20 protein-coding genes and 1 tRNA gene are annotated in these 21,192 nt (G+C 64.3%); 12 read left to right on the top strand and 9 right to left on the bottom strand.

Features of this window, described 5'->3' with window-relative positions:
• Positions 1 to 80 precede the first annotated feature (80 nt).
• Complete coding sequence (locus tag CH271_RS24650) at positions 81 to 680, bottom strand: IS110 family transposase (RefSeq protein ID WP_094635261.1); 600 nt, start codon at positions 678 to 680, stop codon at positions 81 to 83.
• A 248-nt stretch (positions 681 to 928) separates the two neighbouring features.
• Here CH271_RS24650 and CH271_RS29665 point away from each other — a divergent pair, with 248 nt between their 5' ends.
• From CH271_RS29665 to CH271_RS24620, 5 genes are all read left to right on the top strand, one after another.
• Positions 929 to 1,063, top strand: a complete 135-nt coding sequence (locus CH271_RS29665) for a CGNR zinc finger domain-containing protein (RefSeq protein WP_373454643.1) — start codon at positions 929 to 931, stop codon at positions 1,061 to 1,063.
• Positions 1,014 to 1,454: a VOC family protein gene (locus tag CH271_RS29515; protein WP_373454645.1), complete on the top strand. Its 441-nt coding sequence runs from the start codon at positions 1,014 to 1,016 to the stop codon at positions 1,452 to 1,454. Before CH271_RS29665 ends, CH271_RS29515 begins: the two co-directional genes overlap by 50 nt.
• A gap of 329 nt (positions 1,455 to 1,783) precedes the next feature.
• Positions 1,784 to 2,281, top strand: coding sequence for a winged helix-turn-helix transcriptional regulator (locus tag CH271_RS24630; RefSeq protein ID WP_094635259.1), 498 nt, complete (start codon positions 1,784 to 1,786; stop codon positions 2,279 to 2,281).
• The gene (locus CH271_RS24625; RefSeq protein WP_094635258.1) at positions 2,278 to 2,478 is read left to right on the top strand and encodes a DUF1737 domain-containing protein; all 201 of its coding nucleotides are present in this window, start codon (positions 2,278 to 2,280) and stop codon (positions 2,476 to 2,478) included. Before CH271_RS24630 ends, CH271_RS24625 begins: the two co-directional genes overlap by 4 nt.
• A 277-nt stretch (positions 2,479 to 2,755) precedes the next feature.
• Entirely contained in the window at positions 2,756 to 2,977 is a 222-nt protein-coding gene (locus tag CH271_RS24620; protein WP_094635257.1) for a hypothetical protein, read from the top strand.
• Between the two features lie 138 nt (positions 2,978 to 3,115).
• On the opposite strand, the gene CH271_RS24615 is transcribed toward CH271_RS24620, so the two are convergent.
• The 7 genes from CH271_RS24615 to dcd all read right to left on the bottom strand — a co-directional run bounded on the left by CH271_RS24615 (position 3,116) and on the right by dcd (position 10,760).
• A complete protein-coding gene (locus tag CH271_RS24615; RefSeq protein WP_037195858.1) occupies positions 3,116 to 4,231 on the bottom strand; it encodes a fused (3R)-hydroxyacyl-ACP dehydratase subunits HadA/HadB in 1,116 nt (371 codons plus the stop codon).
• 50 nt (positions 4,232 to 4,281) lie between these two features.
• On the bottom strand, positions 4,282 to 5,250 hold the full coding sequence (locus tag CH271_RS24610) for an Hsp70 family protein (RefSeq protein ID WP_256986540.1): 969 nt from the start codon (positions 5,248 to 5,250) through the stop codon (positions 4,282 to 4,284).
• Between the two features lie 140 nt (positions 5,251 to 5,390).
• On the bottom strand, positions 5,391 to 5,678 hold the full coding sequence (locus CH271_RS24605; RefSeq protein WP_037195863.1) for an ANTAR domain-containing protein: 288 nt from the start codon (positions 5,676 to 5,678) through the stop codon (positions 5,391 to 5,393).
• Between the two features lie 151 nt (positions 5,679 to 5,829).
• Positions 5,830 to 6,912: a hypothetical protein gene (locus tag CH271_RS24600; RefSeq protein ID WP_094635255.1), complete on the bottom strand. Its 1,083-nt coding sequence runs from the start codon at positions 6,910 to 6,912 to the stop codon at positions 5,830 to 5,832.
• Positions 6,913 to 6,993: 81 nt separating this feature from the next.
• Positions 6,994 to 8,436: a CYTH and CHAD domain-containing protein gene (locus CH271_RS24595; RefSeq protein ID WP_094635254.1), complete on the bottom strand. Its 1,443-nt coding sequence runs from the start codon at positions 8,434 to 8,436 to the stop codon at positions 6,994 to 6,996.
• A 55-nt stretch (positions 8,437 to 8,491) separates the two neighbouring features.
• The gene (locus CH271_RS24590) at positions 8,492 to 10,012 is read right to left on the bottom strand and encodes an Hsp70 family protein (RefSeq protein ID WP_179274713.1); all 1,521 of its coding nucleotides are present in this window, start codon (positions 10,010 to 10,012) and stop codon (positions 8,492 to 8,494) included.
• Positions 10,013 to 10,181: 169 nt separating this feature from the next.
• Entirely contained in the window at positions 10,182 to 10,760 is a 579-nt protein-coding gene (dcd, locus tag CH271_RS24585; RefSeq protein ID WP_032396620.1) for a dCTP deaminase, read from the bottom strand.
• A gap of 140 nt (positions 10,761 to 10,900) precedes the next feature.
• Between dcd and CH271_RS24580 the strand changes: the two genes are divergently transcribed.
• The 6 genes from CH271_RS24580 to CH271_RS24555 all read left to right on the top strand — a co-directional run bounded on the left by CH271_RS24580 (position 10,901) and on the right by CH271_RS24555 (position 18,059).
• Positions 10,901 to 11,614: a hypothetical protein gene (locus CH271_RS24580; RefSeq protein WP_094635252.1), complete on the top strand. Its 714-nt coding sequence runs from the start codon at positions 10,901 to 10,903 to the stop codon at positions 11,612 to 11,614.
• Positions 11,611 to 13,740 (top strand): Rv1355c family protein, encoded by a 2,130-nt coding sequence (locus CH271_RS24575; protein WP_094635251.1) that lies wholly within the window; start codon positions 11,611 to 11,613, stop codon positions 13,738 to 13,740. The genes CH271_RS24580 and CH271_RS24575 overlap by 4 nt, the downstream gene beginning before the upstream one ends.
• 36 nt (positions 13,741 to 13,776) lie before the next feature.
• Positions 13,777 to 15,639, top strand: a complete 1,863-nt coding sequence (locus CH271_RS24570; RefSeq protein WP_256986539.1) for a putative bifunctional diguanylate cyclase/phosphodiesterase — start codon at positions 13,777 to 13,779, stop codon at positions 15,637 to 15,639.
• 32 nt (positions 15,640 to 15,671) lie between these two features.
• A tRNA-Gly gene (locus CH271_RS24565) sits at positions 15,672 to 15,745 on the top strand.
• A 337-nt stretch (positions 15,746 to 16,082) separates the two neighbouring features.
• A complete protein-coding gene (locus CH271_RS24560) occupies positions 16,083 to 16,934 on the top strand; it encodes a glycoside hydrolase family 16 protein (RefSeq protein ID WP_256986537.1) in 852 nt (283 codons plus the stop codon).
• A gap of 168 nt (positions 16,935 to 17,102) precedes the next feature.
• Positions 17,103 to 18,059: an esterase/lipase family protein gene (locus CH271_RS24555; protein ID WP_094635249.1), complete on the top strand. Its 957-nt coding sequence runs from the start codon at positions 17,103 to 17,105 to the stop codon at positions 18,057 to 18,059.
• A 4-nt stretch (positions 18,060 to 18,063) separates the two neighbouring features.
• On the opposite strand, the gene CH271_RS24550 is transcribed toward CH271_RS24555, so the two are convergent.
• Entirely contained in the window at positions 18,064 to 19,251 is a 1,188-nt protein-coding gene (locus CH271_RS24550) for a PucR family transcriptional regulator (RefSeq protein ID WP_094635248.1), read from the bottom strand.
• A gap of 165 nt (positions 19,252 to 19,416) precedes the next feature.
• On the opposite strand from CH271_RS24550, the gene CH271_RS24545 reads away from it, so the two are divergent.
• Entirely contained in the window at positions 19,417 to 21,159 is a 1,743-nt protein-coding gene (locus tag CH271_RS24545) for an aldehyde dehydrogenase family protein (protein ID WP_094635247.1), read from the top strand.
• Positions 21,160 to 21,192: the final 33 nt, after the last annotated feature.

Here is a 21,192-nt window from a genome sequence, read left to right as displayed (position 1 = left end):
GATCTGCTCAGCCAGTGCAGCGATAATCGAGTCCGCGATCTGGTCCCCGATGCGCGGTGCCGACCGCTTCGCCACCCGCTTCAGTGCCGCCGGTGTTGCGCTGCGAATCCGACCGGGCCACCGAACTCGGCCAACAGAGTCAGGGCAACAGGTCGGTACAAGTGTTTGCCGATCGCCCGTTCGAGGACGGGGTGCACCGAGAGCAGCACCGACCGGATGCGGTTCGAGATGCGATTCTCTTCGGTGGCGAGGTCCGCGTCGAACCCGGCGAGCATCCTCAGACCTTCGACGATGTCGTCGTCCTGGGTGACGGGTAACAAGGTGTCGGGCAGTGTACGGGCGGCGTCGGCGATGATGAACACATCGCGGGCATCGGTTTTCGCCTGCCCCGGATACAGCGCCGCTATCCGCCGCATTCGCAGTCCAGGGAGGTAGGCGACGTCGATCCCGCAGTCCCGGGCCACCGCGATCGGTAGTGCGCCGATATTGCGGGGTTGGTCGACCACCATCAGTACCGAGCCATGTGCCGCGAGCTCGGCGAACAATGCGCGGAGCGTTGCTTCGTCCTGGGGCAGGTTTCGACTCAGGACACGTCGTCCGTCTGCGGTGAGCGCGATCGTATGATGGGCCCTCTTGCCGACGTCGATGCCGCAGTAGATGTCGCAGCGTTTTCTCACCATATCGCCTCCGCATCAACATGTTCGGTGTGCGGTCCTGGCATCGGTTCCCGACACTCACGTTATCCAGGCCGTCTGTTCCCTCGCTCGGCCACGCCTCTGTCAGCGGTGATCCGACGCCCTCTGCTCCGGCGGCAGCACTCGAGTAGACTTACGTTCCGTCCGGGCCGCAGAAGCCATACCGGAGCAGACGACCCACCCCCGCAGGTCACGAGGGTGAGAAGAAGATAACGGGGCCGGATCGCGCACGATTGGCGTTGTGCGAAGCCCCGCGATGCGGTCAACTGTTTCTGCAGGATCGGCCCAATCAGCAATGGTGTTGCAGCGCTTGGGGGAATCGCGCTCGCGCGGCACGACACCACGCAAAGGAGAAGCGCGGATCATGAACATTTCGGTACGCCAGGTGGTACTCGACTGCACGGACGCCCGCCAACTCGCCGAGTTCTATCGGTAACTACTGGGATTCGAGTACGTCCCAGGCGACGCCGAACCGATCGACCGGATTGGCTCGCCATCAACGCACCCGACGGATCATGGCGCATCGCGTTCCAGCAGATCGATACTTCTCCCGAAGCAACGTGGCCGGACGGCGAACACCCGCAGATGGCGCACCTCGATTCCATGGTGAGCACCGTGGCCGAACTCGACGAAGAACACTCGCGCGCAATGGCGTTGGGCGCGCGCCTATTGCGGGATCTACACGACGACCCGGAGGAGCCGATCCGAATCTACGCGGACCCGGCCGGCCACCTCTTCTGCATCTTCGTAGGGGCCTGAACCCGGCGCACATCCACGCCCCTCGTCGCAATTCACACCCCCTGTACGGGGCGTGGATTCTGATATGGGGCGTCGATCCCGCCCCACCGAACACATACGCGCCGAAGGGCGTGAAATCAGCCCAATTGCACTGTTGCCGTGGCGCGGTGGCCGAAGATTCGCTCACCTCGAACAGGTCGATGTCGTTCATCGTCAACCCCGCTCTCGAGCGCACCTTCTTCGTGGCCGGGATGACGGCGGTCAGCATGTCCGATCGATCCGTTCCTATCGGATCGCTAGCACCACCGTACGAGCTAGCTATAGTTTTATAAAGTCAGTAGTATCGTGGCATGCCCCTCAACATGGACGGCCCGCTGTCCGACCTCGCCGCCTGGACGGCCGGAGATCACTGCTCCATCGCACGCGCTCTGTCGGTGGTCGGAACCCGATCGACCATGTTGATCCTGCGCGAGGCGTTCTACGGCACGACGCGGTTCGACGATTTCAGCAGACGCGTGGGCATCACCGACGCCAGCAGCGCAGCCCGTCTCAAAGAACTCGTCGACGCGGGCATCTTCGTCAAACAGCCCTACCGCCCCGACAAAGGGCGAACGCGCTACGAGTACGTCCTGACGACGATGGGAGAAGACCTTCTCCCCGTCGTACTTGGCCTCATGCAATGGGGCGACGAGTATCTACAGGACGACGATGGACCGTTGAATGTGGTTGATACGCAGGGAAAGTCAGTTCACGTCCGCATCACCGACGACAGTGGCTCGGAAGTGCCGATGAACGAGTTGCGAGTGCGCATCGCCCAACACGAGGCTGTGCGAGAATTCGACGCATGACCGATCGATTGCCGCGATATCGAGTCCTGACCGGCCCTGACGACGCAGCATTCTGCTACCGCGTCAGCGACGCGCTGAACCTCGGTTACGAACTCCACGGTGGCCCCGCTCTGACCCACGGCGATCGAGGAGTAGTTGTGGCCCAGGCCGTCGTTTGGCCCGGATCGAGTGAGCCGCCACTGAGCAGACAGCCCTGATGCGCTGGATCGCGATAGCTTTCGGCCTGGCCCTATCCGCAGCGCTGGCACTCCTGTGGCACTTCGCCGCGCCCCTTGCGGCCTTCGACCCGGCAGCTACCTCCGGTGAGTCCGGAAGCATATCGATCCTCGGCTATGCCCACTGTTCACCGAACAGGGTCCGCCGTGGTTTCCGTCGTCGCTCGTCATCAGTGCACTGACACTGTGCGCGGTTGCAGCGACAGCATGGATTCGAGGGTCTCGGAAGCCGCTGTTCTGGTGGCCACTGCCGACGTCGGTGCTTCTCGGGGTTTCCTTGTGGGCCGTCGCCACCGTCAGCCCGCCCCCGACTCTGGGCATCGTGATGGTCGATCCCGACTCGATGGCCGCGCAGATGTCGGAGTCGCCGCTGTTCCGCGAGTCGAGTCTCGTATTCCTGATCGAATGCCTGACAGCGTCGATCGTGATCGGTGCCATGTTCGCCGGAATCCAATATGCAGCCGACCGACGCCGACGGTGAGGACGTTCAGCGGTCGGCGCACGTCAACCGATACCCCTGCACATCAGCTCCCCGGTTTTGGATTCCCGACGCCGATCGGAGTCAGGAATCCAAAACTGAGGAGCCGATCCCCGGACAGGACACCACTGCCGCGGGCACTCAGCCCAATTGCACGGTTGCCGTAGCGCGGTGACCGAAGATTCGCTTGCCCTCGAATGTCGCGCCCAGTGAGATCACTGCAGTGCGTGTCGCTTCGTCCTTGGACTTGATCTTGCCGGTGAAGACGATTTCGGCGGCCTTGTGGGTGTCGACCGGGATAGGGGTGGTGAAGCGGACGGTGTAGTCCTTCACAGCGCCCGGGTCGCCGAGCCACTCGGTGACGTAGCCGCCGCCGACGCCCATCGTGAGCATCCCGTGGGCCAGCACATTCTCGAGATCGATCAGCTTGGCGAACTGCTCGCTCCAGTGAATCGGGTTCGCGTCGCCGGCAACGCCTGCGTAGTTGACCAGGTCACCGCGGGTCAGGCGCACCGTGCGTGACGGCAGTTCGTCTCCGACGTTCACATCGTCGAACTTCTGGGTCGGCCGTCCCCGGTACTCCTCGATGATCAGCGGTTCGTGTTGCTGCGGAGTGGACAGTGTGTCGCCCTCACCGGAATCGGCACCGCCGACGTCCGTCGTCGCACCGAACATGACCAAGTTCTTCGCAGACTCGGCGATGGCCGGATCGATCTCGCCGGACCGACCGACGAGGAGCGTGGTGTACGTGGTCTGCACCAGTTCGTTCTTCTGATTGGACACGATGTTCTTGGTGACCATCATGTCGCGACCCATGACCGTCTTGAACGAATCGAGCGAGACGTCGCACGTCAGCTGATCGCCGGCGAGGATCGGCTTCTGGAACACCAGCACCTGATCGGTCTGCAGAATCTGGCTCAGGTCGTAGCCCTCGGCGATGGACTGGAGAAGCTTCTTCTGCGCGAGGGTGCCGACCAGCGACATGAACGTCAGAGGTGCGACGAGGGCACTGTGACCCAGCGCGGCCGCGGCGTCGCCGTCCCAGTGGGCGGGGTGGAAGTCCTGGACGGCGCGGGCGTACTCACGGACCTTCTCGCGGCCTACCTCGTAGTAGTCCTCGGTGCGGTAGTGATAACCGACCATGCTCCGAGCATGTTCTGCCGGATCGAATGCTTCCCCGTCGGTTGCTGCCGCACCGGACTCCGCTACCTGCTCTGCCACTGTTGTCCCACCGTCTCGTACCCCACTGTTCACCATTACTGGAGCAACCTACCCAACAACGGCGTTCGTTGGCCAGGCCGGCGGGTTCAAGCCGAGCGGTGTCGCGGGGAGTCGTGGTAGCCCACCATGCCCACCATCGAGGCGTGTTGCGACGGCACAACGTTGGCGATCGTGGCACCACGCGGGTGATGCCGACGCGATGCGACCGCGTCGACTGCCATCAGAGCCGCACCGTGCGCGGTGAGGGACTCCGGATTGGCAGGCGCGACGACCGGCAGCATCAGATCGCGACGAAACAGGCGCCGAAGCGTCGGGATATTGGCGCAGCCACCGACCATCACCAGGGCATTCACAGCGCAGGGCGCGTCGACGATGACACTGGCCACCCAGTCCTCCAACGAACGAATGCTGCGCTCGAGCACATCGTCGAAGGTGTTGCGCCACAATCTGACCGGACCACCGACGAAGGGTCCGGCAACCTCCGCCACCCGCAGCCGGGAAAGCTGCTCGCGTGCCGTGCGGATCGACACCGTCAATTCTGCTCGGGCGCGATCGGACGCCAACTCGTCTGCTCCGTACGTCGAGAGCAGGTAGCGCGCGACCTGCTCGTCGCAGCTGTTCCCTCCGAACAGTGTGGTGCGCACCGAACCGAAGACCTCACCGGTGGCCGGGTCTGCGACGGACACCGTGGTGCCGGATGCGCCGACGTCACAGATCGCAACGGTTCGAGCACCCTCGAGCTGGCCCGTGCCCTGCAGATACCGCAGCTGAGCACCGAGTTCGGACGCGACCAGTAGGCGATCGGCCTCGTACGTGGAGTAGGCGGACGTACGCGCGCGAGCACCGGGATCGTCCGGCACGGCCAAGACGATGTCGGTTCTGTCGACCATCTGGTCTCGCGACATGGAGTCCAGCAAGTCGAGGGCGACCTGAAGGTGGTCGTCAGGATCGAACGAGTGGACGATGTGGGCCGACCGCACCGACTCGTCGATCGCATCGACTGCGACCCCTCGGGCAGTGGCAGAACCCACCGAAACACCAAGGACTGTTCTCATGATTCCTCGACTCGACTGGCTACTCCGACCTGCCGATAGTAACCGCCGAACCGCCGTCTGGACAGCAATATCGGTATTTCAATGAACTTTCGGTTTGTTTTGGGAGATATAACAAGCAGCAGGATGCGAGTCGTCCGATCTCAGGCGACGTGATCGAAAGGATCTCGACGGTCCGCCAGCAGCGGGCCCCATTCCTCCTGCGCCGACATCATCGCCGCACAGTCGACACCGTTGTCCGAGTCCATCCCACGCGCGGCCGCGACGATGGAACGAGCGGACTGCACGAGCGAGACGTCGAAACGGAAGCTGTGCGCCGCCAATTCGGCGAACGCATCCTCCGGACTGCAGCCACGCAGCGCGATGAGAACACCCACTGCCCTGTCGATGGTTGTGCGGGTCACCGGTCCTGCTGCGGAATGATCGGTCATCGGATACTCACCGTCTACTGGTCGATCACCCGATGGTAGCGAGGCGTGAGCAGAAGTTCAGGTGTCGGAGTCGAATTCACACACCCGTCACGCGAAGGACTTGTCCAAGTATCAAAACCGCTCGCTCACAATGCAATCAACGACTCGAACGTCATTCGACCGGATCCGCAGACGGTGCTGCATCGGTGGTGGGCTCGGTGGTCTCCGGAACCTCGGTGGTCGGCTCGGACGGCTCGGTGGGCGGCACCTCGGTGTCGGGTTCCGGCTCGGGATCGACGGTCGGAGTTTCCCCTCCACCCGAGCCGCCACCGCCAGAATTCCCGCCACCCGGTTGACCGCCGCCCGAGTGGCCACCACCCGAAGCGCCGTCAGAGTCGCCACTGCCGGCGTTGCCGCCTCCGCCGGTGACCACGCCGGGTCTGCCGCCACCCGAATCGACGGCACGGGAGTTGCCGCCACCCGACGACACCTCGCCGTTCGGAGTGGGGACCGAACCCCCGAGGACTGCGTCACTCCAGTCGACGATTGAAATCGGCCCGTACACCGGGGCTTCGAACAGCCCAGCCTCGACGGGCGGAACAGCAGACGGGGCAGTAGGCGGGACCGCCGAATCGGCAATGACCGCCACCGACGTCGACACGGCTCCGCCGTCTTCGCTCGACGGCATCTTGGCGGTGTCGACCACGGGATTCTGTGTCGGGTCGCCCGCCGCCAGTGCCCACACCGTGGCTCCGCTCAGTGCCGCGAGAACCGCAACGCCCAATCCGATCATCGTCAGCCGCGCGCTGCGTGGCGTGCCCGTCCCGTCGCCGGGAGAGCCACTCCGGCCCTCGTCACCCGTCGCAGCAGAGACGGACACAGGCTCGGCGAGGGCGGCCTTGGCTCCGATCAGTGCCGCAGCAATTCCCAACGGAACCGCGGAGTTCAACCGCGGATCTCCGGCATCGACTACCCCGACGTCACGAACATCGTGGGCGGCCAGAGCAGCGCGAACGGTCCCACAGAGCGCGATGCTGTCGCAGACCACCCCGGAACCGCTGATCAGCAGGTCGTTCTGGGCCGCCTGCACCCTCATGATTCCGAGCATCGTCGTGACCGCGTCACCGACACCCCCGGGAACCGAGGAAACGGAGACGGTGCGAGTGGAAATGGGCCCGAGTTCGGGCAGATCGGCCTCTACCAGCGAAGCGGACACTTCTTCGACACCGACGTGCACTCCGAGTGCAATGGCCATGATCGTCGACTCCCCCGAACTCGATTCCGACTCAGAGTACTCTTCGAGCCTCGAATCGGGGAAATATACCGCTTTCCGCGATCAGAACTCCAATCTGCCGGCCTCGTCCCGGGCCATCTCGGCGGCGCGGCGCTCGCGCTCGAAGAGCAGGCCGAAGGTGAAACCGTTCTCCCCCGCCGTCGTCCCTGCCCGCGCGCCGAGAGTCCGCAGAATGTCCGCCGCGATCACCGCGTCCTGATGCTCTCCCAGCACCTCCTGAATTGTCTTGAAGTGCTTGATGTTCGCTTTCGACACCTTCTTGTCCGTCACCGGTGCCACCAGCTCGGCCGCATACCGTGCACGTTTCGATGCCTTCCGTGCGCGATGCAAAGCCTCGTCGTCGGTGCCGCGCACGGCACTCTTCGTGCGATCGATCGCTTTCTTCCCTGCCTTACGTGCAAGCTTGACCAACACGCGATCGGTGACCTCGCAGTCGATCGGTAGCCCGCGCGACCACTCGGACAGCGTCGTGAGCAGCGCGCGGTAACGCTCTCCGTCGAGTTCGGTCATCGCCGCCTCGCGGTATCGAATCTGCTCGGCCAACAGATCGTTCTCGATGCGCGACGCGACCGGCCCGAGCACCAGTTCGGGCGGCAGTTCGCGCAACGCAGCGGCGAACCGAGCACGCTGCACCTGACGATCTCGTACCTCACCGAGAATGCTTGCATACCAGGATAGTTCGGCCTCCAAGTGCGCGGCGGGCTCGTCCTCGAACAGACTCCCGAACACGCGGAGGGTACTGCGGTATCGCCGAATCGCCACCCGCGTGGAATGAATCGGATCCAGCCCTCGGCGCAGGTAGACATCGCCTGCGACGATCGCCTGTGCCTGTGCATCGAGATAGTCCGCGAGCAGGGCTGCCCCGGGTTCGGCGGGAACCTGGCGCACCACCGACAGCGCCCGATCCAACTTCGACGGATGCGCCGACGGCCGAGCACCGGCAGCGCGCAATACCTTGCCCGCCTTCTTCAGAAACGACTCCGAGCCTGCGGGTCCGAGTTCCACCTCGACCTCCCGCCACCGCGGACCGGTCGCGCCGCCGATCAGAACGACAGAGACCTCGTCGTCCGCGATCTCCGCAACCACTGCCCCGTCGGCGTCGGACACGGTGTGAATCGTTCGACGCGTCGTCAGAGTCGCAACCGCGGACAACTCGCCGCCCATCACCGCACCGCGCAGGACATCGTTCAGCTCGTCCGGCACCGCATTGTGCGCACCGTTGCCCAGAGGGAGCCGAATCTCGGTCCGCGCCTTCTCCGCCGGGACCTTCGCATGCCAGCCGTTGTCGGAATCGCCGGTACGACGCCGCACCGTGATTCCGCGTCGCAACAGATCGTGGCCGACAGTATCGAAGTACTCACTGCTCAGGTCGGTCTCGCTCGCTTCCAGTGCGCCGCCGGTGGGCACCAGCGAAGCGAGAGTGGGCAACTGGAACTCTGCGTCGACGTCGAACTTGTCTTCGCGCTCGGTCTGAATCGACTCCATACCGCTCATCCTGCCTCGAGTACCGGGGCCGGCGGAGCCGGAAAGCGCAGACCGGTCAGCGACGCGGAAAGTCGAAGTCCGGGAACGGAAAATCGAACGTTCGAGTCGCCCGCGTGGTGGTCGTCGGATGCGTCGTCGTGGCGGTGGGCTTCGTTGTGGTCGGACGAGTCGTAGCGGCAGGTGGGACCGCCGTCGGCACCACGGTCGGTCGATCGACGGTCGGCCTGTCGGGCGCCGTCGTCTCCGCGATGTCGGACGGGGAACTCGTCGTGGCCACGGTGCGCCGCGTGGCCGTGGCGCTCTGAGCGTCCGTCGTGGTCGGGGCCTCGGGCGAGGACGACGGTGCCGGCGCGGCAACCGGAGTGGACGTCTGCGCCGTCGTGGTCGCGAGCGGCACCGACGACCCAGCAGGCGCGGCGGGTGATCCGTCTGCGGCAGGCACCACGGACTGCGACCGAGCGGTCTGCGAGGAATCCTGCGATATGTTCACCGCCGGTGCCGGATCGTCGCCGCCGGTTCGCGCAGCCGCCGTGACCACGGTGCCGGCTGCACACACAGCGACGAGCGCCGCGAGCGCGCCACCGAGATGCCGAGCCTTGTTTACCCTGGTCATTCGCTTGGAGGAGGTGTCGCTGTGTCGCGGGCGCTTGGAAACCACCGGGGCGACCGCAGCCACCTGTAGGTCTGCGGACTCCCGATCCACGGCAGCGAACCGATCGGTGAACACCTCGGGTGGTGCAGGCGCGGGACGCAGACCCACAGTCCGAGCGATCCCGGCAGCGCCGTGCGCCGCCAGCAGTTCGGGCTGTTCGGGCACATAGACCGGCATCGACACCGCGTCGAACAGGACCTGCCGAATTATCTGCATGTTGGCACCACCGCCGACGGCGACGATGGCGTCGACGTGAACGCCCTGCGCGCCGACCGCGTCGAGCACGTCGACGGCCATCGAGACGGCTCGGTGCACGGCATCGCCGATGAGCTCGTCCAGATTGCCGCGCCACAGCGATGCGCGTCCGCCGACGAACGGTCCGGCGATGGACACGCTGCGCAGCAGAGCCAGTTCGTGTTTCCCGTCGCGGACATCGTGAACGAGTCGCCTGCGAGCCTCGACCGTCAGTGCCTCGGCCGCGCCGAACGTCGCGATGAGGTGTTCGCTCAGCACCCGATCACAGTCGTCACCACCGAGAGCGTCAGTTCGACGCGACGCGAGAACATGGCCGCTGTCCAGGTCCACGACGGAGACCGAGGTACCGGATGCGCCGACGTCGAACAGAGCGACGCAGCGCTCGCCTGCCAGCACACGCGTCTCACGCAACGCACCCAACTGGGCACCGAGTTCGGACACGAGCACAACGCCGTCGGAGAAGTCCTGGTCGTAGGCCGTTCTGGGATCACTTTCGCGCAGTGCGAGCACCGGATAGAAGTCCGCGGACGCGTACTCGGTCGCCAGATTGTGTACCGATGAGATGACGGCATCCCACGGATCGGGGGCGAGACCGTTGGGTGCGGGCCGGGTGGCGACGGGCTCGTGCACTTCCAGGACGGCACCGGGGTGAGCGTTGTCGCTGAGCACGCTGCGGAGACCACTCGACCCCAACGAAGCGCCGAGTACGGACACATCGGGAACCGCGGACACTAGAAACCTCGCTCTGGTAGGCCCCAACCCACGTCAGCTCACCAGAGTACCGCTACAACCGGACATTCGCCATGTTTTACCGCGAGGAAACAAACCGTTCGATCGTTTACTCGACGCTCGACCGAACGAAATTCAGGTAGGCCTTCGAAGGCGTCGGCCCGCGCTGGCCCTGATACTTCGACCCGACCGCGGCGCTGCCGTACGGATTCTCGGACGGCGACGACAGCCGGAACAGACACAGCTGCCCGATCTTCATGCCCGGCCACAACGTGATCGGGAGGTTGGCGACGTTGGACAGCTCCAGCGTGATGTGGCCACTGAAGCCCGGATCGATGAAGCCTGCAGTCGAGTGCGTGAGCAGACCCAGCCGTCCGAGCGAGCTCTTCCCCTCGAGCCGACCGGCCAGGTAGTCCGGCAGCGTCGTCAATTCCAGGGTGGAGCCGAGAACGAACTCACCCGGATGGAGTACGAACGGCTCACCTGCCGCAGGTTCGACCAGAGTCGTCAACTCGTCCTGCTGTAGCGACGGATCGATGTGGGTATAGCGGGTGTTGTTGAACACCCGGAAAAGCTTGTCGAGTCGCACATCGACACTCGACGGCTGAACCATCGACGGGTCGAACGGTTCGATCGCCAGGTTTCCCAGAGTCACTTCGGCACGGATGTCACGGTCGGAGAGCAGCACCTCTGCAGGCTACTGGTCCTGGGCGGCCCACCGCGACACACCCGAGCCCCGATCACAACGCATAGCTCCGCAAAGGAAAAGCCGGACAATCGAACGGCACCACCATTCGCATTCGAGAAACTCCTATCAGGAAGACTGAAATGACAATTCTGTTCGACGTCCCCTCGTATTGGGATCACCGATCCCAATGCCACGTTCTGGCCACCACTCCCACCGAAAATCCGGAGTTGTGGGAACAATTCCTGGACGGCGCAGAGGAAAGCTATCTGCGACACGGTGTGACAACCGCACTCGAAATGTCGACCATTCGTGACGGCGGCACCACAGCACTGTTCTTCGCCGCACTCGACCGAACCGGACAAATAGTCGGCGGGGTACGGGTGCAGGGGCCGTATTCCTCGGTCGATCAATCGCACGCACTGATCGAATTCGCCGCATATCCCGACGGCCTACGCCACGTACACACCATGCTCGACGAACGCATCGGCCACGGCGTCGTCGAACTCAAGTCAGCGTGGGTGGCTCAGCACGCACCCCACGGCCGCGCCGTCACCGCGATGATCGCGGAATCACCCGCGTACAGCACTGCACTTCTCGGCGCGCGCTATGCCCTGGCGACCGCGGCCTCCCACGTCCGCACGGCCTGGCTCGACACCGGAGCGGTCATCGCCACCCAGATCGCGCCGATTCCCTACCCCGACGAACGCTATCGAACCGAGGTGTTCTGGTGGGACAGAACAACACTGGCATTCAATGCCGATCTGGCCACCTGGCACCGGATGCGGCACAACACGGTCACCCTGCTCGCACACCGCCGCGCAGCCGTCGCACTCGAGGAAGCAGTCGCATCATGAACGATCGAACCACAGCCGGCAACCACTGGAAGCCTGTGATATTCGACGAGACGGACGCCACACAGCGAGCCGCCCTCGACGAACTCAGACGAGATTCCAGCCTCACATTCATGGACGAGCGGCGGACGCAGAGAAAAGGCCTGCACTCATTGCTCCCCAGCCCTGAGCAGAGCATTCTCGACGAAAGAGACAGATGGGTTTTCTTTCCTTGGCGAAAGACGGTCGTCGCCCTACTCGGACCGAACTCGTTTCGACACCTGAGGCTGGCCAGAAACAGGAACAAGATAACCCTGGCGGAACAGAATTCCTTGGGAGATCTCACGATAGGAATCATCGGCCTGAGCGTCGGGCACGCCATTGCCCACACCCTTGCACTCGAAGGAATCTGCGGGACGCTTCGCCTCGCCGACTTCGACGAGATCGAACTTTCCAATCTCAATAGAATTCCGGCGTCCATCCTCGATCTCGGCGTCAACAAGGCGGTCGTCGCAGCCCGCCGCATTGCCGAGATCGACCCGTATCTGCGCGTCGAAATCGCCGAGGACGGAATCACCGAGAACACCATCGACGAGTTCTTCGACGGACTGGACCTGCTCGTCGAGGAATGCGACTCCCTCGATGTCAAGGTCCGCGCCCGCGAGGCAGCCCGGTCGCGACGCATCCCCGTACTGATGGAGACCTCCGACCGTGGACTTCTCGACGTCGAACGCTTCGACCTCGAACCCGACCGCCCGGTGTTCCACGGCGTCCTCGGCGAGATCGACTCCACGAGCCTGCGAGGGCTGGGCACCCGCGACAAGATCCCGATCGTCCTGGATCAGCTCGACGCCTCGCTGCTCTCGGCCCGCATGGCAGCCTCGATGGTGGAAGTGAGCGAAACGATAGAGACCTGGCCGCAATTGGGCGGCGACGTCCAACTCGGCGGTGCCACCATCGCCGCAGCCGTTCGACGCTTCGGCACCGGAGCGAACCTGCCCTCCGGACGAATCCGCATCGACCTCGACACCCATCTCGACGCGCTCGCGGCCCCGAACCCGACGCGTAGGGCGCAGCAACCCTCGGTCGACACCGCCGTCGACGCTCACCGCACGTCCGTCGATCCCGACGCGCTCGTTCTCGACGCTGCCCGCCGAGCGCCGTCCGGTGGAAACAGCCAGCCGTGGACGTTCACCCGCGACGCACGCACCGTGCGCATCGGGGTCGATCGTGCGCGAACCTCGACCCTCGACATCGCCTTCCGCGGCAGTTACGTGGCAGTCGGTGCGGCCGCCTTCAACGCGCGAGTGGTGGCTTCCGCGCAGGGCAGACTCGACCGCACCGAAGTCACCGAGCGCGGAGTCGAGATCACGCTGAGTGCGGGTGGCCCGCAACCCGTCGAGGATCGACGCCTGCTCGACGGGGTTCTCGAGCGGTGCACCAACCGGGAAATGGGTACCGGCGCACCCCTGGACGCGAACATCGCCGCCGACATCGCTGCTGCGGCAGCAGCAGAAGGTGGACGGGCAGTGCTGCTGACGGCACCCGAATCCATTGCGGCGGCCGCGAATGTCCTCGCCGCGGCGGACCGAATCCGGTATCTCACACCGCACCTGCACCGCGACATGTTCTCGGAGTTGCGCTGGCCGGGAGATCTCGATCCCGATCGAGGAATCGAGGTCTCGACGCTGGGGATCGACGACGCAGACCTGTCCAAGCTCGAGATCGTCAAGCGGCCGGACGTCATGGAGCTGGTTCACGACTGGGACGCCGGCGCTGCACTGGGGACCGACATGCGCGATCGAGTGCTGTCCAGTTCGGCACTTGCAGTGATCGTCGTACCCGGAGCGACCGCAGAACATTACATCAGAGGAGGATCTGCAATGGAGAACGTATGGGTAACTGCGCATTTGCAAGGATTGGCAGTACAACCGGTTTCCCCTGCGTTCCTCTACGCACGTACCGAGGAGGAATACCGACAACTGTCGACGCACCATGCAGAAACGCTGCAGCAGTTGAGTTTCGAGTTCCGCACGCTGCTTGAAATGGAAACCACCGAGTCCGTTGCGCTGGTGTTGCGGCTCAGTTGCGCCCCGAAAACCACGATACATAGTCGCAGACTTCCTGTTTCAGCGTCTGTATCGGGGTAGAGTTTCGGCGGAGACCAGGGGGAACAGTCCTGCACTGTGTCCACGAGAGGCGGGAGTGGAGCCCTGGAGCACAATCGGACGCTCGAGGTCCTCGTCACCGGCGTCGCAACCGAACTCATGGGTGTCGATTCGGCGACGGTGCGCGAGGCGTACGACTCCGTACTGCGGCAGCTCGTGGACTACCTCGGCATCGACTTCAGCTTCCTCCGACACAACGATTTCGAGGCCAGGGCCACCAGACTCAGCGCGGAATGGCCACCGCGACTGAGCGTGCCCGATCCGGATCCACTGGCAGTGGTCTACTTCGACGACGCAGACTCGGTATTCCGTCTGGCCGAAACACTGACCGAACCGGCAGTGTTTCGGCCGGATCCGGAGCAGGAGGACTACCGCCGACGCGTCGAGGAGGGGTCGGGATTCTCCGCGACCTCGATGGCCGTCGTGCCGCTGCTGCACTCCGGACGCACCACCGGCATCCTCGGCTTCATCAAGATCGGCGACCGAAGTTGGTCCGAGGCAGAACTCAATGCGCTCAAAGCAATTGCGGCACTGCTCTCTCAACTACAGGCGCGAGTGATCGCCGAGGAACGGCTTCGCTTCGCGGCGCTCCACGACCAACTGACCAAACTGCCGAACCGCACCGCCCTCGCACAACACCTCCGCGAACGGCTCGACCCGTCCATGCCCGGTCCCGTCGCCGTGATGCACATCGACCTCGATCGACTCAAGGCACTGAACGACTTTCTGGGCCACCTCGCCGGTGACCACTACCTCGAGACCATCGCCGATCGACTGCAGAGCTTCGTCGGCAAGTCGGTCGGTCTCGCCGCACGCCTGGGCGGCGACGAGTTCCTGGTGGTACTGGCCGGCCCGTGCTCGGCCCGCGTCGCGACACACCACGCCGAGTTGATCGCCGACGCCATGAACGCCCCCGTCACCCTCGGAGTCGAACGCATCAGCAGAAGCGCAAGCATCGGAATCGCCTTCGGCCAACCGGGCAAGCACACCGCCGAGTCGCTTCTGCGGCAAGCAGATCAGGCCGCCCTGGTGGCCAAACGCGCGGGCGGCCACAACATCGCCCTGTTCACCGAAGAGATGCACGCCGAAGCCGAACTCCGCAACGACGTCGAGATCCATCTGCGCGACGCCATCGCAGGCGACTCGCTCACCCTGCACTTCCAGCCCGAAGTGGACCTCGTCACCGGACGCATCACCGCAGTCGAAGCACTGGTCCGATGGCAACACCCCACCCGCGGACTGCTTCCCCCGTCCGCATTCATCCCCGTGGCCGAGGAGACGAACCTCGCCGGTGAACTCGGCCGCTGGGTCCTCGACCGCGCCTGCAGCACCCTCGCCGACTGGCAACGCGAGATCCCCCACCTCGACATCGCCATGCGCGTCAACATATCCCCCGTCCAGCTGGTCACCAACGGATTCGTCGGAGCCGTCGCCAGAGCACTCACGGAGTTCTCGATAGCCGGCCCCGACCTCTGCCTCGAGATCACCGAAGTGGCAGTGGTACAGGACCTTTCCCGTACCCGCGTGACGCTCCGCGAGCTCCGCGAACTCGGCGTGCAAGTGGCCATAGACGACTTCGGCACCGGATACAGCTCCCTGTCGCACCTCAAGGAACTCCCCGTCGATGCGCTCAAGATCGACCGAGCCTTCGTCACCGACCTCGGTGCCAGAGACACCGGCGACGTGGCCATCGTCCAGTCCATCATCGGACTCGCCGACGCATTCGGACTGAACATCATCGCCGAAGGCGTCGAAACACAGAGCGCCAGAAACACCCTGATCGAATTGGGCTGCACCCGCGCACAGGGCTACCTGTTCTCCAAGCCGGTAGCAGCACCCGACGCCCTCACCCTGCTGCACGGCGTGCGAATCGACATCTGAACGCCCTGGTAACCTTCGAGCCGACACCACACGCCGGTGTAGTTCATTGGTAGAACGCGACCTTCCCAAGGTTGAGAGGCGGGTTCGATTCCCGTCACCGGCTCCACTCCTGCTCCTCGAGTCGTTCCTGCAGGCTCCACTCCTGCCCCTCTCAAGTCGTTCCTGCAGGCTCCACTCCCGGGTCCTCGTAGTCGCTCCCGCCTCGTACGCATCGCTGAACTCACAGACACTGCCGAGTCACTGCGGTCACTCCTGAAACAAACCGACCACTGACCAATATCGGTCGGTACCCTTGCTTCCGACCGGTAGCACTGGTGAATTCATTCATTGTATTCGCAAGAATTCCTGCATTCCAGAAGAAACTTCTGCCGCCTACTTTGTCGTGCTAGAAATCAAATGTCGACATTTGTTCACCGACATATGACCTGACAGGAATCCCCCTCATGCGATCACTAATAACAATTGTCGCGGTCACCTTGACGACGATGGCCGTGGCCGTCTCGTCGGCGACCGCAGCCCCGTCACTGGCCGCACCCCCGAGAACCCAAGGCGGAGCAGGAACCCTTCTGTGGGAAGATCAATTCAACGGGTACGGCGGACCCGACCCCGCCAAGTGGGGCTTTCAGACCGGCCGCTGGGGCGCGAGTTCCGGTGAGCAGCAGTACTATACGGATTCCTGGAACAACGCCAACCAGTTCAACGGCTCCTTGAACATCACCGCGCGGCGGGAGAATCCACCGGACCGCAAGCGGGCACCGTACAACTTCACCAGCGCCCGCGTGGTCAGCATGGGCAAGCAGTCGGTGACGCCGCCGGTACGCATCGAAGCATCGATCAAGATGCCCAGCGCCCGAGGCCTGTTGCCCGCATTCTGGACCCTCGGCCTACAACCCGGTGGCGAATATTCATGGCCCAGCCAAGGGGAAGTCGACATCGTCGAAATTCCCGGACTGTACGGACCTTCATTCAATTTGCACGGACCTTCGAAGTGGAACTCCAATCAAGATGTGAAGACCGGCGGAAGCATGAATCCGGTCGACAACGGGTTCCACACCTACCGAATCGACTGGCTACCGAACAGCATCACCTGGTTCGTCGACGGAGTCGCTCGGTTCTCCCTGACTCAGGCCCAGTACGAGGCAAAAGGCGGCAATTGGAAGGCCTTCTCGGGCTCCTGGCCGCATTACATCCTCTTCAACGTCGCCGTGGGCAACAACTGGGTCGGCAAGACATTGAACAGCACACCGTATCCGCAGACGATGAGTGTCGACTGGTTGCGCGTGAGTCGCCTCTGACCTGCAGAGCAGCAACTGCTGTCCGCTCGGGGCCCAGCCACTACTGCTGGGCCCCGAGCGGTGTGCGCATCCGGCACGAATTCGACGACAGAACAATTCTTGTGACTTTTATCAGCTCCGACCTCTTTTCATAGGGACATTCCACAGTTCGAGGAATATCGTCGATCCATGCGCGGACCACGGCGGAGTCTGATCACCCTCGTAATCGCAGCTGCCGCTGCACTGCTCGCGCCCTCCGCACACGCAGTGCCGGTGATGCCCATCGCCGCGGCCCCCGAGCAACCCGATCACGCAGATGCCATTCGCTACGCGGCATCGAATCGCGACGCCGCCCCGCCCGGAGCCAACGACATGAGCTGCAAGCCCACCGCAGCCCACCCGAATCCCGTCGTCCTGGTGCACGGCACCGACGCCACCGCGTACTCGGACTGGGCCGGCTTCGCACCGATTCTGAAAGCAGCCGGATTCTGCGTCTTCGCCATCAACTACGGCACGTCACCGGACGGCAAATCCAACGGCTACGGCGTCATCGAAGACAGTGCAGCACAACTGAAGGCGATGACGTTGTCGATACTCCAGGCGACCGGCGCCGCCGCAGTCGACGTGGTCGGCTACTCGCAAGGTGCCGCGGTCGCTCGGTACTTCGTCAACAGGCTCGGCGGTGCCTACGTGGTCGATCGCTGGGTGGGGATTGCATCGCCGACCTACGGCGGCACCATGTACGGAGTGTCACCCGTCGTGCAGGCGGTGCCGGGCGCAACCGGTGTCCTGGCAAGCGAATTCGGCCCGGGTCTGGCTCAACTGATGGCCGGATCCGACTTCCTCGACCGACTCAATGCAGGCGGCGACACCGTGCCAGGGGTGGAGTACACGTCCATCGCAACCAGGGTCGACGAGGTCATTCAGCCGTACACCAATGCACTGCTTCGGGATCCGGGAGCGCACAACATCGTGGTGCAGGACGTGTGCCCCGATACCGAGGTAGCGCACTTCACGTTCACCTACGATCCCACCGCGCTGCGGCTGGCGCTCAACGCTCTGGACCCGGCGAACGCTCGTCCCCCGACCTGCGTACCGGTGCCGCTGGGAGCCGGAATCCTCGACGTCGTCCTCGCCAGCCACTGACCCTTCAGGTCAGGAGCTGATACGCCCTGAGCCCGACGTAGAGTTCCGCGGCCTGAACCGGATCACGGAAGTCGCGACCGGTGAGCTCGGCAATTCGACGCAGCCGATACAACACCGTATTGCGGTGGTAGTGCAGCGATTCGGCGGCATCGCGGGTGGAACCGCCGCACGAGAACCAGGCGTCCAGGGTGTCCAGCAGGCTCTGCCGTTCGGCTCGCGGCAACGCCAGCAGATCACCGAGTATCTGACGTGAGGCGATCCGGCCCGATTTCGGATCGCGGACCAGCAGGAGCGGTACCGGCACGGAGTCGTAGCGCACCGGTGTGGACGGTGCGGCCTGGCTCGAGGTGCACGACCTCGCCAGCCGGGCCTGGCCCACGGCGTCGCCGATACCCGACGGGGACCGGAAGACCGAACTCACCCCCACCCGTCCCGGACACAGCCCGCTGAGGGTGACCAACGCCGAATCGATCTCCGATTCCGTTGCGGCACAGATCAGCCCGACGCTACCGTCCACCTCGGCGTCCCATACCGATTCGGCACCCGCGGTACGGAGGCGAGAGATCAACTTGTCGATCCCCACCGCTGCGGTCAACGGCTCCTGCGAGACCACCGCGAAGTAGCCGTGGTCGGGAATGCGAAACGTTCGCAACGCGTCGGCGGCCGCAGTCGGATTGGCGCCGTGATCGGCGAAGAGCACCCGGATGAGGCGGCCACGGGCCTCGGCGCTCTCGCGGGCACGCATGTCCGCGCTCTCTCGATAGGCTTCCGCTGCCTCGTCGGAGTACACGTCGACCAGCGCCCAGACCTGGGCGGCCATGTCCAGCAGCGCATGACTGGCCCGGCCGTCCGAACGTTCCATCAACTCGTCCCAGACCAACCTGCCGCCCAGCCTGAAAGCATGCAGCAGGGCAGCCAGCGGTACCCCCTGCTCGGCTTTCAGTCGGCCCGCGTCCCGCGCCGACTCGAGTCGCATGGGAGCACGACCGGACAGCTTGCCCAGCATCGACGCCAGATTGCTCCGCGACGCCTCGTAGAGCTGCTCGGTGGTGAGCAGCGTCGATTCGAGGTAGGCGTGCTCGGCCCCCAGGATCCGTCGCACCAGTTCCGTCGCCAGGTCGTCGACGCCGTCGAGCATCGTCGCGGCCAGATCGGTCGGTGACGGATGCACATCGAACTCGGTCGCGGTCATGGCAGAACTCTAGCCTCACCCGTGTAAGCCACACCACAGCCACATTGTGCGACGGCACAAACCGTCGCATCCGATTGAGGCCCGTGGCCCATAGCGTCAGGCGACCGAGTGCGACCACAATCACAGTGGAAGCCGTGTACCCGAACGACGAGTGGAGCCGAGAAGTTGACCAGCGACGTGACCCCACACCTGCAATCCGTACCGAAGACGGGACCCACCGAGGCAGTCGACTCGGCACTCGCCGATCTGGTCGAGGGAGAGAAGAACTGGGGACGTCTCACCCTGGCCGAGCGGCGGGCCATCCTCGAACGCGTGCATGCGCTGACCACAGCTCACGCGCAGGAGTGGGTGACGGCGGCAGCGTCGATCAAGGGCCTCGACGCCTCGTCCAGCCTCGTCGGAGAGGAATGGCTGTCGGGTCCGTACTCGTTCCTGAACGGACTCGGCACCGTGGCACACACGCTTGCGGCGCTCGAGGCCGACAGCAGCCCACTGGCCGGTGTCACGTTCGGTACGGCACCCGGTGGACGCACGACGGTGTCGGTGCTGCCCCTCAACATCTTCGAGCGACTCCTGCTCAACGGGTTCACCGCCGAGGTATGGCTGAAGCCCGGAATCGACCGTGCAACCGCACAGCGGACCGCGGGCCTCGCCCAGCTCGACCCCACCAGCACCGCAGGCATCGGAGTGGTGCTCGGCGCAGGCAACATCACCTCGATCGCGCCGCTGGACGCGCTGTACGAACTGATCGCGTTCAACCGAGTTGTCGCGCTCAAGCTCAACCCCATCATGGATCCACTGCTGCCGGTGTTCGAGAAAGTCCTCGCACCGCTCGTGGACATCGGCGCACTGCGCCTGCTCACCGGTGGAGCGGACGTGGGCACCTACCTGGTCCAGCACGACAGCGTCGACCACGTTCACATGACCGGCAGTGCCATCACGCACGACGCGATCGTCTTCGGTCCCGGCCCGGACGGAGCTGCGCGCAAGGCGGCCAACGACCCGATCCTCACCAAGGAGATCTCCAGCGAACTCGGCGGCGTCTCGCCCACCATCGTTCTGCCCGGTGAGTGGAGCCGTGCCGACATCGAGTTCCAGGCCGAACACATCGCCACCCAACGCCTGCACAACAGCGGATACAACTGTGTCGCTTCACAGGTCGTCGTTCTGTCCTCGGAATGGAAGCAGCGCGACGAATTCGTCGCCGCCCTGCGCGCCGCCCTCGACCGCGCGCCTGCCCGAGCGCCCTACTACCCCGGCAGCGACAAGCGAGTGTCCGACGCCACCGCCACCTACCCGTCCGCCGAACGCCTCGGCGAGCGCGGTGGCCGCGTGCTCATCACCGATCTGAACCCCGGTGAATACGCACCGCTGCTGCAGACCGAGTACTTCGCCCCGGTCATGGGCATCATCGAATTGCCCTACAGCGGAGCAGCATTCGCCGCCAAGGCAGTGCAGGCCGCGAACGAGGAATTCACCGGAACACTCGGCATCAACATCATCGGCACCCCCGCCACCATCAAGGGACTCGGGGAGAAGTTCGACACCATGCTCGCCGACCTGCGCTACGGCACCATCGCCGTCAACGCCTGGACGGCCATCGGATTCCTCACCGCAGCGGCCACCTGGGGCGCATTCCCCGGCCACACCGTAGACGACGTCCAGAGCGGAATCGGCATCGTGCACAACGCTTTGCTGATCGACGGGGCCGAGCGAACAGTGGTGCGCGGTCCGTTCCGACCGATGCCGCGCTCGCTGATCAACGGCGAACTCTCCATCTCCCCGAAGCCACCGTGGTTCGTCACGAACAAAACCGCAGCATCGACCGGCAAGTTGCTCACCGCATTCGCAGGTGCGCCGTCCTGGTCCAAACTGCCTGCGATATTCGCTTCCGCCCTGCGCGGCTGACACCTCTGCGCCCGCACCGACGTCAAGGACAAA

Source organism: Rhodococcus sp. 05-340-2 (genome assembly GCF_002258915.1).
GTDB lineage: Bacteria > Actinomycetota > Actinomycetes > Mycobacteriales > Mycobacteriaceae > Rhodococcoides.
Note: the sequence above shows the minus strand (reverse complement) of the source record. Positions and strands in the feature narration are given on the sequence as shown.